The sequence below is a fragment of the Pseudomonas mohnii genome, from assembly GCF_900105115.1.
Taxonomy (GTDB): Bacteria; Pseudomonadota; Gammaproteobacteria; order Pseudomonadales; family Pseudomonadaceae; genus Aquipseudomonas; species Aquipseudomonas mohnii.
The window spans coordinates 4,473,082-4,486,664 of sequence record NZ_FNRV01000001.1 but is presented as its reverse complement, the minus strand read 5'-3'; the positions used below and the strand labels follow the sequence as shown (position 1 = coordinate 4,486,664).

At 58.4% G+C, this 13,583-nt stretch carries 12 protein-coding genes; 3 read left to right on the top strand and 9 right to left on the bottom strand.

Translation table 11 applies throughout. The features are described 5' to 3' along the window. The first annotated feature begins 24 nt into the window (after positions 1–24). Positions 25–846: an IclR family transcriptional regulator gene (locus BLV61_RS20845; RefSeq protein WP_090467202.1), complete on the top strand. Its 822-nt coding sequence runs from the start codon at positions 25–27 to the stop codon at positions 844–846. Here the strand turns inward: BLV61_RS20845 and BLV61_RS20840 are convergent. The 5 genes from BLV61_RS20840 to BLV61_RS20820 form a co-directional block, all read right to left on the bottom strand. Then, the gene (locus BLV61_RS20840) at positions 811–1,500 is read right to left on the bottom strand and encodes a hypothetical protein (protein WP_047537849.1); all 690 of its coding nucleotides are present in this window, start codon (positions 1,498–1,500) and stop codon (positions 811–813) included. The genes BLV61_RS20845 and BLV61_RS20840 overlap by 36 nt on opposite strands. A gap of 142 nt (positions 1,501–1,642) precedes the next feature. Then, positions 1,643–1,969 (bottom strand): hypothetical protein, encoded by a 327-nt coding sequence (locus BLV61_RS20835; RefSeq protein WP_090467201.1) that lies wholly within the window; start codon positions 1,967–1,969, stop codon positions 1,643–1,645. 143 nt (positions 1,970–2,112) lie between these two features. Further along, entirely contained in the window at positions 2,113–4,665 is a 2,553-nt protein-coding gene (locus BLV61_RS20830; protein ID WP_090467200.1) for a LuxR C-terminal-related transcriptional regulator, read from the bottom strand. Between the two features lie 141 nt (positions 4,666–4,806). Then, a complete protein-coding gene (locus tag BLV61_RS20825) occupies positions 4,807–6,174 on the bottom strand; it encodes a DUF1329 domain-containing protein (RefSeq protein WP_090467199.1) in 1,368 nt (455 codons plus the stop codon). A 23-nt stretch (positions 6,175–6,197) separates the two neighbouring features. Next, a complete protein-coding gene (locus tag BLV61_RS20820; protein WP_047537840.1) occupies positions 6,198–7,991 on the bottom strand; it encodes a DUF1302 domain-containing protein in 1,794 nt (597 codons plus the stop codon). Positions 7,992–8,704: 713 nt separating this feature from the next. Between BLV61_RS20820 and BLV61_RS20815 the strand changes: the two genes are divergently transcribed. Then, the gene (locus BLV61_RS20815; protein ID WP_090467198.1) at positions 8,705–9,475 is read left to right on the top strand and encodes an N-acetylmuramoyl-L-alanine amidase; all 771 of its coding nucleotides are present in this window, start codon (positions 8,705–8,707) and stop codon (positions 9,473–9,475) included. Positions 9,476–9,524: 49 nt separating this feature from the next. Here BLV61_RS20815 and BLV61_RS20810 read toward each other — a convergent pair whose 3' ends face one another. The 4 genes from BLV61_RS20810 to BLV61_RS20795 form a co-directional block, all read right to left on the bottom strand. Further along, the gene (locus BLV61_RS20810) at positions 9,525–10,436 is read right to left on the bottom strand and encodes an SDR family oxidoreductase (RefSeq protein WP_090467197.1); all 912 of its coding nucleotides are present in this window, start codon (positions 10,434–10,436) and stop codon (positions 9,525–9,527) included. A gap of 211 nt (positions 10,437–10,647) precedes the next feature. Continuing rightward, the gene (locus tag BLV61_RS20805; protein WP_047537831.1) at positions 10,648–11,550 is read right to left on the bottom strand and encodes an alpha/beta fold hydrolase; all 903 of its coding nucleotides are present in this window, start codon (positions 11,548–11,550) and stop codon (positions 10,648–10,650) included. Beyond that, entirely contained in the window at positions 11,550–12,332 is a 783-nt protein-coding gene (locus tag BLV61_RS20800; protein ID WP_047537829.1) for a class II aldolase/adducin family protein, read from the bottom strand. The genes BLV61_RS20805 and BLV61_RS20800 overlap by 1 nt, the downstream gene beginning before the upstream one ends. Positions 12,333–12,564: 232 nt before the next feature. Continuing rightward, positions 12,565–13,020, bottom strand: a complete 456-nt coding sequence (locus tag BLV61_RS20795; protein WP_047537826.1) for a flavodoxin — start codon at positions 13,018–13,020, stop codon at positions 12,565–12,567. Between the two features lie 101 nt (positions 13,021–13,121). On the opposite strand from BLV61_RS20795, the gene BLV61_RS20790 reads away from it, so the two are divergent. Further along, positions 13,122–13,580 (top strand): PAS domain-containing protein, encoded by a 459-nt coding sequence (locus BLV61_RS20790; RefSeq protein WP_090467196.1) that lies wholly within the window; start codon positions 13,122–13,124, stop codon positions 13,578–13,580. Positions 13,581–13,583: the final 3 nt, after the last annotated feature.

Genomic DNA, 13,583 nt, shown 5'->3' with positions numbered 1-13,583 from the left:
TCGTCCCGGGATCACACCGCCTCCATGGAAAAGCCAGACAGCAACGGTAAACAGAAAGTCCGCTCGGCCGAGGTGGGTACCGACATCCTCAAGGCCCTGGCCGAGTTATCACCCTCGACTTCACTCTCGCGCCTGGCCGAACACGTGCACATGCCGGCGAGCAAGGTTCACCGCTATTTGCAGGCACTGATCGCCAGCGGTTTTGCCGAACAAAACAGTGCCACCAACCATTACGGCCTGGGCCGCGAAGCCTTGCGCGTCGGGTTGGCCGCACTCAACAGTATGGACGTGCTGAAAGTCGCCACCCTGCCCTTGGCCGAGTTGCGCGACGACTTGAACGAGACCTGCTTCCTGGCGGTGTGGGGCAACCAGGGTGCAACCGTGGTGCACATCGAACCGGCGGTACGTGCGGTGACGGTTGTGACGCAATTGGGCTCGGTGCTGCCGTTGCTCAGTTCATCGACGGGCCTGGTGTTTGGCGCCTACCTGCCCAAGCGCGAAACCGTGGACTTGCGCGAACAGGAATTGCAGGGGCAATCAGCCCACGCGCTGGCGGATGACCAAACCTATGCAGCCATGTGCGAGCAGATCCGCACACGTGGCCTGCATCATGTGCATGGCTTGTTGATGCCCGGCGTGGACGCCTTGTCGGCGCCGGTGTTCAACGCGATGGGGAACGTGGTGGCCGTGCTGACGGTGGTGGGCCCGACGTCGCTGTTTCACGCCGACGAGAACGGCCCGGCAGCGCGGCGATTACTCGCAGCGTCGCGGGCCGTCAGTTGGCGCATGGGATACGAGAGCCCCGTCCAATCAGATCAGGAAATCCGGAACGATTTCGATCACTAAATCGCGGATATCCGTCGCCGTGAGCTGTGGATGAAGATGACGCTCTTCGGCACTGTAGGCGACCGAATAAACGCCCATCCCCTCGCCGGAATAGAACGGAATTTCATCGTCCTGCAAATGAGCGTATAGATCTTCAACCAGGCTTCTAGATTGAATGACTTTTTGCACCCCGAGTTCAACGATAAAACTGGTCACGTACACGCTATCAATATCCACTTCGGGTATTTGATATTTCAATGCCGCGTGTACCGTCTCAACGTCCAATGGCTTGATCGACCGTTTTGAAAGATTGATCGAGGGAGCACTGGTCAGCGCATTGACTATATCGATGACGATGCGCTCAAAGCCCGGCATATCCAGAGCCTTGACCCTGTCTTTGGCTTCAAAGGAAAACCGCCGACTGAAAATTTCATTTAGGACCTGTACATAATTAGGCAACTGTTCACTTTCGACCCAACCCAGTGTTTCTTCGAATAGTGTTTTGGAAGAGATGACATTTTTGCTGATCAGATCATCCAATGTATTCAAATAGGTCTTGAACGAGTTAACCCCGAGCTTTTGCAGCCGCTCATCCAACAACACCTCTACCGCGAAACCTGCGCGAATTTTCTTCAACGCCATCATCTTGTGGGGAGAAAAGAAACTGTCACTCATAAATACTTCCGGTGTCGTTATCAGGCACATGCATCCTGCACGGCCAGCTGTTTCACATCAGCACGCGTCGAAACCCGACGGTGCTGAGGAAAACAAAATCAATAAATGATGTTCATACCAACTGACGCTGGCATAACCTCTTTCATCCGTTTACGGAGTCACCCAGAAAAACCCGGGCGATGTCCACTCCCATTCTGTTGACCTCATCAAAGTACAGGCCCTTGAAACGATAGGCCGGGTCGAATGTGTAAGGCTCGGTAAACAGACCCAGCGTCTCCCCTTCAAAGTGGGGAATCTCGCGGTCCTGCAGCTGTAGAAAGAACGCCCACACCAGTGTTTGGGAATAAGTTACCTGCGGATCTTCAAACTTATGAATGCCGTTCACATACACTTTATCGACATCGATACCACGCCCACTGAGCCTTGCATGCAACATGGCACACACTCGCTCAATATTCAGGTCTTCCATGATTTATCTTCCTTGCTTGCCAACTAATTAATATCAGGTTTGTTGTTGCCGGAAGCATACTAATCAAATCTGCACATCACGCACGCAGTAGAATGTTTCGCCATCTTGCAAGTTATACTTAGATAACTTCACCCACAGCCACTTCACCCTGACGATATAAGCCCCAACTTCTTCGCGATGGCCACCGCTTGGGTACGACGTTCGACGCCCAACTTGCTATGAATTCTTCGCGCGTGGGTTTTTACTGTATGCAGCGAGATAAACAACTGCTCGGCGATCTGCTGATTCGAATTGCCCTGAGCAATCAGGCTGAGCACTTCCAGTTCGCGCGCGCTCAATGGATTGTCGTCCAGGGTCGAAGGCGTCATATGTTCGTCTTCGCCCAATCGACTGAGCAATGTCGGCTGGCGCAGGCGCAGTTCGCACAAGGCTTGTTGCAAATGGCAGCGTTTCACCAGCTCCAGCCCGGCCTGCAAGGCCGACTTGGCCAGTGCCGTCTCGCCCATCAGATCGGCCACTTCGCAGATCGCCAATTGCAGCTCCGCTTCAAGCGCCAGCCTCCCGTGACGTTGAGCTTGATCGAGCAACGCCTTGAGCCGCTCCAGCGGCTGCTTCGCCTGATGCAGATACGTCTCGGCCAGCACCAACAGGTATTCGATCCGCGCGATCAGTTCCACTGTGGCCGGAGGCGCGTGACGGGCCTGAGGCCCACGGTAGTGCCGCAATACGCGGGTCAACGCTTCACAAGCCAATGGCGCGCGACCTTGCTGCAACCAGAAGTGACTGCTGATTTGCAGCAACACACTGCGATAAACCGTGTCGGGAATCTGCCGCTGCTGCATCAGGCGTTCGGCATCGCGCAGCCGGTCAAAGGCGTGTGCGTAATCGCGCTGATTGGCTGCCACCTGTGCCAGCCCGAGAAAACCATACAGCGCGCGTTTGTCCTGACTGTGCAGGCAGTCTTGCAGACCGGACTGGAAGAGCTCGGAAGCCAGGCCGTCCTGCCCCTGGCAGAGCGCCAGTCGTCCGCGTCGCAAGGCAATTCGTCCCAGCAGCGGTGTCGGACGATCAGCCTGCCGATCCAACAATTCATGGATATCCGCCAGCAGGCTTTCGGCACGTTGGGGAGCGCCGCGTTGCTCCAGCCACTGGGCGTGATCGAGTTCGAGCAAGCCTTCAAAGAGCAGCGAACCTTGCGACCGCGCCAGACACAGCGCCTCACGGTTGAAGGCCTGCGCTGCATCGAGGTCGGCGCAGAGCAGTGCTTGCTGGGTCAGCCCGGACAGGCATAACAATCGCGCGGCCCAGGCATCAGCGCCCAGCTCGGCCAGCGCTTCGATAAAGTGCGTGCGCGCCGCTTCCATCCGCCCCTGCAAATGCAGCAACCAGCCTTGCTGCGCCTGCCAGCGCGCCAGCAGTTGCCGTTGCAGGGCAGCCGTGGGCTGGGGGGTGAACCGGACCAGTTGCTCAATACACGCGGCCGCCTGATCGAAACGTCCGGCAAACAACAACGCTGCGGTGATCAAGCCCACCAATTGCGGCGTTCCGAAGGTCAACTCTTCGCCCTGGCGCTCATGCAGATCGAGCAGCAAACGCACATTCTCTCGGCGGAACAAGTGCTCAAAGCTGAAGTGCTGCAACAGACTGACCGCGACCTCGAACTCTTCGGCCAGCAACGCCTGCTCGAACGCGCCCTGCCAGTCCTGCTCGGCGGTGAACCACTGGCAGGCACGCCGATGCCAGGAACGCCCCGCCGAACCCTGCTCGTCACGCATGGCCCGGGCGAGTGGCACGAACACTCGCAGCCAGTCGGGCGAATCCTCCCAGGGTTCGATAAAACACCCCATGTCTTGCAAGGCGTGCAGCCACTTCGCGCCCTCACCGGCGCCAAACAGATGCTCGCACAGACCGGCATTGAATCGCGGCAGGTGCGCCAGTACTTGCCAGGCTTCCAGCAGTTCCGGCGGCAGGGTGTTGAACAGTTCATGTTGCAAGTAGTCGAGCAGCGTCGCCGATCGCCCCTGCTTGTCCTGCCCGGCCATCCACTGACAACCATCGAGCAAGGCTATGCGCGTGCCGGCGCACCAGCCACCGCTGCGCTGGATGATCTTCCTGGCCGTAATCGCTGCCTGCTCTGGCGCGACATGGACGAGCAGCTGTTCGATGTCCGACTCGTTGAACGCCAGCGCGCGCGCCTCGCACTCGTACAACTCATCATCGAGCAACAACCGTGGCCAGTTGCATGACGGACGCCGACGCGAGCCCAACCACCAGTTCAACAGCGGATTTCTGACTGCCAGCAAACGGTCCAGCAAGCGGTCGAGTTCAGGATTGGGCACGCGACAGTAATCATCGAGAAACACCCAGGTCGGCGTCTGCAACCGGGCCAGCGACTCCAGCAAAACGGGCTCATCCGCCGCTGCGAATCCCAGTGCCTGAGTCAGGCGCTGCTGAAAATCGACGACACTCAAACACGTCCCCGACAACGGCAACCAATACACCCGACAGTGCTCCGGTGCACGCAGCAGGCACTCGGTAAGCAGTGCACTCTTGCCGCTGCCGGCCGGTGCGCAGAGCAGTTTGACCCGCGCCGACGAGGCCAGCAGCGGTTCGGTCAACCGCTCGCGAGAGAGGTGGTGAGAAGACAAACGAGGCAGGGGTCCAGGACGGTCCAGACTCAGGGTCATGGCAGTCATAGTAGAAGCGCCTTTTTATAATTGTGGCGCCACCCTAGACCTCTCCCGAACGCTTGTTGAAGAAGTATTCAGCAGACTGATTTACACCCATAAAAAAGGTGACCGCGAGGTCACCTTTTTGTGTAAGAGCCTGTAGGAAGACTACTTCACACCTGTACTCCGCAAGGCTGCAGGCGTGTAGTCCCCTGCTTTTGCCGCGATGTTGAATTCGAAGCTGCGCTTCTCTTCATTCTTCATCCCCAGTGCGATGTAACGGCCGGCAATGAGGTCATACAGCGCCTCGACGGTGTAGGCCGGAACCTGATGATCGTAGTAGAACTGGGCATGCCCTTCCGCCACGCGCCAGAGCTGGCCGCGACCGTCGTAGTGATCAGCCAGGGCGACTTGCCAGGTGTCTTCGTCAATGTACATGTGACGCTTGGCATAGACATGCCGCTCGTTAGGCTTGACCGTGGCGACGACCTCCCACACCCGGTGCAACTCATAACGGGTCAGGTCCTGATTGATGTGCCCGGCCTTGATCACATCGGTGTACTTGAGGTCAGGCGAATCGAGCTTGTAGCTGTTGTACGGGATGTACATTTCTTTCTTGCCGATCAGCTTCCAGTCATAGCGATCCGGCGCTCCGGAAAACATGTCGAAGTTGTCGGTGGTGCGTAACCCGTCCGATGAGGTGCCGACGCCGTCATACGCCACTTGCGGTGCACGCCGCACGCGACGCTGGCCGGCGTTGTAGATCCAGGCCTTGCGCGGTTCCTGGACCTGATCGAGGGTCTCGTGAACCAGCAACACGTTGCCCGCCAGCCGCGCCGGTGCGGTCACCTCCTGTTTGAAATAGTTGAGCACGTTCTCCTCGCTGCCCGGTTTGTAATCCCCCAGCAGGGACGGTACGGCCACCTCGTCCTTGAAGCGGATGACGGTGAAATCACCATTCGATTGCGGCGTTGCCTGGGTAATGGTGCGGCGCAGATTACCGCCGTGATAACGGGTGATGTGGTTCCAGATCACCTCGACACCGTTCTTGGGAATCGGGAACGCGTAGTAGCGATTGCCAGTGAAATTGGCCAGACCGTTACCGTCGTTGATCGGGGTTACATTCAGCGCGCTGCGCTTGGCCGACTCATAGATTTCCGGTGGCAGGGCCGCCGTGCGGTGAGTCGGATACACCGGGATCCTGTAGGTCTCGGGATAGCGTTTGAACATCGCTATCTGCCCTTCGGAAAGCTTGTCCTTGTATTTGTCGACCGTCGCCGCCGTGATGACGAACAAAGGCTTTTCATTGGCGAATGGATCGGCCAGGAAACCCTTGCTGTCGACCGCCCCGGCGTTTTTCGGAATTCCGCCGGTCCACGCCGGAATCGAGCCGTCGGCATTGCCGGCCTTCTCCGCGCCCAACGGCGTAAGGCTGGTACCCAGTTTGTTGGCCTCTTCCGGCGTTACCGCCGCCATCACGTTGGCGGCCAGCAGACCGAGGGCCAGGGCACCGCATTGCAGAATCATCTTGCGCATGGAAATCATCCTTCTCAGCCAGATCAGAAGTTCACGCCAAAGCTCAACGCCACGAAGTCGCGGTCCTCGAGGGTGTTGTAGTCCCCCCCGAAGAAATCGGTGTAATTGAGGCTTGCGGTGTAGGTATTGCGGTAGTCCGCGTCGACGCCGAGGCTGATGGCCTTGGCACCTTCGTTGAACAGCCCGTTGGGGCCATACCCGCTGACGTCGTGGGACCACGACAGGTTGGGTTTGATGTTGATGCCGGCGATGAGGTTGTTGTAATCGAGGATGGCCCGGGCTCGATAACCCCAGGAGGTCGAGGTCACGAAGCCATCGGTGTCGCCGCCGAAACCATACTGCCCGTACACCGAGTCGCGTCCATAGCGCAGCTTGCTGCGGGCCTCCAGGCCACCGACGTGAACCACCGCCGCCTCGCCTACCAGGGTCAGGCGATCAGCGCCCATCACCTGATCGACGAAGTGCGTCAGGGTGCTCTGGACCTGGGTTATTTCCTTGCGCCGATAGCCCTTGTTGTCGGCGCCTGGACGGGACGCAATGGGCGATGCCGCGCCACCGGCAATCGGGTTGAGCATGGCCAGGGTCAGGTCGTTGGTGTTGACCTGCACCGGCGCGTTGGGCCGATAACTGATCTCGCCGGTCCATGCGGTACCGGTGGACAAGGTGGTAGAGAAACTCGCGCCGTACAGGCGAATGTCTTCCGGGTAATCGAGGTAATACTGACCGCGCCCGAGCATCACACTTTGCGCGAGACCCGAGCCACTGCCGGGCGCGATCCGGTTGGCCGTGGCCACGATCCCCGGAATGCTCGCCAGCGTGCTGGCACCCGCGGTGACGGTGCCCACCGTCGGCGTGCGGCTGTGGTAGTTCATGAAGTACAGACCGTACTCGGTGTCGTCGCCGAGCCAGCGCAACGCCGTCCCCCATTGTCCGGAATCGCGGGCATCACGGTCACCGCCACGGGGCACGATCACGCCCTCCTTGCTGACTTCAAACCCTTGGCCGAACGCTGCGGCAATCGGCTGCAACGGGGCGATGGCCGGGCTGGCGACGGTGTAGTTCTTGTTGCAACCGTCCGCCGCCACGTCGACGCCGAAGAAGGTCCCGCAGTTGTCGAGAACGGTCTGGTCCCATTCCAGTTGGTAGAAGCCTTCCACGGTCAACTTGTCCGTCAGGCCCTGGGAAGCAAACAACATGTTCACCGGAATCAAGCCTTCCTTGATCTCGGCACCCGGGCGCCGGAACGCGGAAACATCCACCGGGTTGATGCTGTTGATCGAGTTACCGATGAATGTACTTTCGCCCCAACTGACCACCTGCTTGCCCGCGCGCACCGTGCCCGGCAGATCGGCGATGGAGTAGTTGTGATAGACGAAGGCATCGAGGATCTGCCCGCCGGAAGACTTGGCGCCCTCCTTGCGGCCATGATCGCTGATGGGCTTGAACTCGCGGTCTTCGTCCTTCAGTTCGAAGTCGTACCAATACTTGCCACGGACAAACACACCGGTGTCGCCGTACTTCAGCTCAAGGTCATGGATGCCTTTGAAGATCTTCGAGAACGTCTCGCCTTTCTTGAAATTCAGCCGCCCGTCATCGCCGGTCGAGGACTGGCCCGAACCGCCATTGACCAAGCCCACCAGCGAGTCGTCGGCATCACGCATGCCCCAGCTCGCGCCCACCGACAGCGACGAGTCGAACGTCCCCTCGATCTCGCCGACGTTGAATGAAATGGCCTGTGCCTGGGCGCAGCAACCCAAGGCCACCGCAGCGGCCAGCGCCTGCGGCGTGAAGATGGCGCGCATTGTTGTTTTTGTCATGCGTCTTCCCCGGTGAGTGACAGAAGGCCTCACCCTACTGCCGCCCACCGGGGACGATAAGCGCACCAAGGAGGTATTCGTGGTGTACCTCTAAAGGATGAATGACCGCCGGGAACGGGGGTTTACACGGGGGTATGGATGGGCTGGATGGGAGGCCATCAGCTGTGCACATGTTGTGGCGAAATGGACCTCAAAGAGGTCATCAGGACTGTTACGAATGTCGCAATACAGCATGTCTCGAATCGCTATTTTTCCTTTACTGGCCAACACTTATTCTAGCCTGGCTTTCACGGGAACCCGCCCGGAAGCACGAAGCAGCGGCACGTGATTTACCGTGCCGACTGGCGACAGATTTCAGATGAGATTGAGGATCTCGACTCATCGCCCCGTGCACACCGACGTTGATTTGTAGCTCCTGGATCCAACGTCTTCTTTGGCCGCTGCGTTTGCAGCGGCCTTTTTTATGGGCGCGATTTTGTGGAGCCGACTGGATCCACTCTCATTATTTTTAATCTCTAGCAACTTTTAAACTAAACACCCCATGGCACTCAAACTCCCATCAGCCAAAAAAACCGCTTTCAACCCACATCATTCTCAGAATAAACCTACAAAACTTTGTACCTACCCGGAGCACTCCAACAATTAAGCTAAATCGCAGGTCAGACACTTCCCATCATCAGCTGACCTCTTCTTAATTCACTACGAGTGCTTTTATGAAATCCATCAGTTACAACAAGTATCGCTCCAGCAAAAGTTTCAACAGCCGAATACGCTTCCTTATCTTCCACTACACAGCCGACAACTTCTCCAGCTCGGTAAAAATTCTGACGGGGCCGAGCGCCAGCGCGCACTACCTGATTCCGGACATTACCGATTCAAGTTATTTGAGCGAAGGTTATACCGCACAGGAGGTCTTCAGTCTGGTGGATGAGTCCCATCGGGCCTGGCATGCGGGGGTCAGCCAGTGGGGGAGTCGCAGCAATCTGAACGACACCTCCATCGGCATCGAAATCATCAATCTTGCGACGGATAACAACGGCGATTTCAACTTCCCGCCGTATCATCCGGAACAGATCGCGGCCATTGAAGAACTTGCGCTGAATATCCTCAAACGCTACCCGGATATCACACCAACCCAGGTATTGGGGCACTCGGATATCGCGGTTGGACGAAAAAGCGACCCGGGGCCTGTGTTTCCCTGGCATGCGCTTTATCTCAAAGGCATCGGCGCCTGGTTCGATGAGGTCACCCGGGACGACTTTCTACAGCAATACAATGCCAGCGCCATTCCGGCCCGCAGCGAGTTGTTAACGCTATTCAAGTCTTACGGATATGACATTTCAGGCGCTTCGACCGAGCAAGGTTTTAAGCAACTGGTCCGGGCATTTCAGATGCATTTTCGCCCGGAGCGTTACGATGGGGTCATGGATGCGCAAACGGCCGCAACCCTGGCGGCGCTGGTGTCCAAGTACTTTCCTCGATAGCCCACGAATACAGTCGGCAAGGTCATTCGATATGACCTTGCCTGCCGCATTACAACGAATACTTCTGCAAATTCCCCATCATTTCCTTCAGCGCTTCAATGTTGTCCTTCGGATGCGCTGCGCCCTCGAAATCACAAATCTGCTGCCAGTGCGCCGCCACATCTTCCGGCGAAAAACCCACCCGCGGGTCGAACCCGGCGCCCAGGCTGCGCTCCCAGCGCACCTTGCCCATCCAGCCGCCGCCGACTTCGAACAGGCCAGAAGTTTCCTGGCAGTTTTCGCTGGCCAGGTACACCACCAGCGGGCTGACCAGTTCCGGTTTGAGTTGCTCGAACACTTGCGGCGGGATCAGGCCTTCGGTCATGCGCGTGCCGCCGGTGGGGGCGATGGCGTTGACCAGAATGTTGTTCTTGCGGCCTTCGATCGCCAGGGTGCGGGTCAGGCCGTAGAGGCCGAGCTTGACCATGCCGTAGTTGGATTGACCGAAGTTGCCGTAGATGCCCGAGGTGGACGCAGTGAAGATCACCCGACCGTAGTTTTGCTCGCGCATGTGCGGCCAGGCGGCGCGGGTGACTTTGTAGGCGCCTTCGACGTGGACGCGGTAAACCAGGTCCCAGTCGGCGTCTTCCATTTTGTGGAAGGTCTTGTCGCGCAGGATGCCGGCGTTGTTGACCACCACATCGACACGACCGAAGACGTCGAGTGCATGCTGAACGAGCTTGTCGCCATCGGTGACCGAGTCGTGGTTGGCCACGGCGGTGCCACCGGCATCACGGATTTGCGCGACCACGCGGTCTGCCGCAGATGCGTTGGCACCTTCGCCCTGGGCCGAACCGCCGAGGTCGTTGACCAATACTTTGGCGCCCTGCCGGGCGAACAACAGTGCATGCGCCCGCCCCAGGCCGCCACCTGCACCGGTGATGATCACGACTTTATCTTCGAAGCGCACAGACTCATTCATGGTGGGGACTCCAACAGGCCAGGGACATTGCCTTGGAGTTTCAGGCACAGCGCTGCGGGTCACAATGAACAGGGGGGAGGCTGAATGGTGCGCGATAAGGCTGGGGGATGATTGATGATGCAGAAGGCGAGCACAGCACCTGTCGCGAGGGGGTTTACCCCCCTCGCCACAAAGGCACCCTCGCCACAAAGTGTTCAGCGTTCAGCAGAACTCAGGAACACGCCACCTTGAGCGGCGGCAGCATCTGCTGATCGCGAAACGCCAGGTAGTGCTTGAGTACCTGGCACGGTGCCTCGATCTGTGGGTAGTGACCGATGCCGCTCAACAGCACCGCATCCGGGTTGGGGATCAGCTCCCGATAACGCGCGACCATGTGCGCGCCGGAGATCGGATCGACCTCGCCATCGATCACGCGCAAAGGCACCTCACCGCGCTGCATGGCGGCGACCCAACGATCGCGTTGTACTCGCCGTTCGGGGATGTAGCCGATCAACTTGTGCATGACCCGTGGCCCGTTATTGCTTTCGATCAGGCTCCAGAAATCATCCATTTCGCTCTCGGTGGGAAGCGTTTGAGGGCCAAAGATCTGATGAAAACTCTTCACCAACCCATCGCGACTGAACGCGCGGCCAATCATCCAGCCCAATGGGCTAAGCAGCAGTTTTTGCATCAATACGGGACGATGGGTTTCGGGAAACAGCCCGCCGTTGAGGAACACGCAACTGGCAATTTGAATCTGCGAATCGTAATGCCGGGCCAGCAGCTCCTGGGCCACGCTGTCGCCGTAATCATGCGCCAGCAGGTGCACAGGCTGCTCGACACCCAGTTGAGCCAGCAGCGCCTGTTGCAGATCAGCCTGCTCCAGCAAGCTGTACTCGTGATTCACCGGTTTGGCCGAGTCACCGAAACCCAACATGTCGCAGGCAATCACCCGATAGCGCTGAGCCAGCGGCTGCCACAGGTAATGCCAATCCCAACTGGCACTCGGGAAGCCATGGATGAGCAGCAGCGGCTCACCCTGCCCCGCCGTCCAGTAACGAATGGTCTGGCCACGGAAGTCGAATGTCTGGCTGCGCTTGCGCCAGATACACAGAGGAATCTCAGCGAGTGCCATTAGAGTTTATAACCCGTGTCTTGTTTATCGAGTTTGCGCAGTAGCGCTGGCCAGGCCAACGCACCGCCCATGCCTTCAGCACTTTTGGTGACACCGGCGATCATCGCCTTGGCACCCGCCAGAATCTGCGGTTCGATGGCGATCAGTTCCGCGCCACCGCCCTGCGCCATGACCTGGATGTCACAGGCGCGCTGGAAGGTAAACATCATCAGGAACGTGTCGGCGATGGTGCCGCCGCAGGTCAGCAAACCGTGGTTGTGCAGCATCAGGAAATTGTTTTCCCCGAGATCGGCTTGCAGTCGCGCCTTCTCTTCGTGATTCAGCGCAACGCCTTCGTAGGCGTGATACGCCAGGCTGGAAAGGACAAACAACGACTGTTGGCTGATCGGCAAAATGCCTTGTTTCTGCGCCGAGACCGCAACACCCGAGGCGGTGTGGGTGTGCAGCACGCAGACGACATCATGGCGAACCTCGTGAACCGCGCTGTGGATGGTGTAACCGGCCGGATTGATCTCGTAGGGGCTGTCCATCAGCTTGTTGCCGGCCTGATCGACCTTGACCAGGCTCGAGGCAGTCATTTCGTGAAACATCATCCCGAAAGGGTTGATCAGGAAGTCTTCGGTGCCAGGCACCTTGGCCGAGATGTGGGTGAAAATCAGATCGTCCCAGCCGTGCAGGGCAACCAGGCGATAACAGGCCGCCAGGTCGACCCGGGTCTGCCACTCGGCGGCACTGACCTGGTCTTTGACGCTGTTGGAGGATTGAACGGGGGCTACGCTCACGGCAAGGAACCTCTATTTTTATTATGGAGTGTTTCCAATGACTACCGAGTCTAGACATCCCCAGAGTCCGCGTAGTTGCATTCGCAGCCAGCTTGATGGCCGAGCGAGTCAGTCGCTCAATGAGGCGGGCCCCACGTCAAAGTACCGCCGCCAGAGATGGCGAGGCGGGCACTGCCTGCAGCCCCGGCAGCACCCTGAGAATTGACGTTTACAGACGTTGAGCGGTGCTCGGTCAGCCCCGCAGAGCGCCAGCCAGCTCGGCCAGCCAGGGCTCGGCATCCGTTTCGGGAGTGACGCTTTCACTGGCGTCCAGGCGCAGCATCGGCAGCACTTCGCGAATACCCAGCTCACCGAACAACTCACGCATCAATTCGCCGCCGCCGCAGAACGTATCGCCGTAGCTCGCATCGCCCAAGCCAATCACCGCGCCCGGCAAACCACGCCAGGCCGCGGGCAATTGGTCGCGGATCGCGAAGTACAGCGGTTGCAGGTTATCCGGCAATTCACCCATGCCGGTGGTCGAGGTCACCGCCAGGAAGGCTTGCGGGCCAAAGGCCTGAACATCGGCCAGACTTGCACGCGGGTTGTGCCAGGTTTCGAAACCGGCGGCTTGCAAAAGGCTGGCGGCGTGACGGGCAACCTCTTCGGCCGTGCCGTACACCGAGCCGGAAATGATGGCGACTTTCATCAATCTGATCCTGAAGCTGAGTCAAAGACCGGGATCTTAACAGCACAGTCTTTATTGTTCTTTTAGAATCCCCCCGACAACCAACAAGGAAGGGGTCCACCATGATCAACTCGAAACTGCTGCAATTGGCGATCAACGCCTCCAACGACGGCGTCGTGATTGCCGAAAAAGAAGGCGAGCAAGACAAGATTCTGATTTACGTCAACCCGGCATTCGAGCGCCTCACCGGTTACTCCAGCGAAGAAATCCTTTACCAGGATTGTCGCTTCCTGCAATCCGGAGACCGGGATCAGCCAGCTTTGTCGAAGATTCGTGATGCATTGAAGAGCGAAGGATCCTGTCGGGAAATCCTGCGCAACTACCGCAAGGACGGCACACCGTTCTGGAATGAGCTGTCCATTTCGACGGTGCAAAATCCGAGTGACGGGCTGGTTTACTTTATCGGTGTACAGAAAGACGTGACGCTGCAAGTCAAGGCACAGCAGCGGATTGCGCAGCTTGAAGCGCAATTGGCCGAAGTCCAGGCTGAGCTTGCGGCGCTAAAAGCGACGAACGGTTAAAAC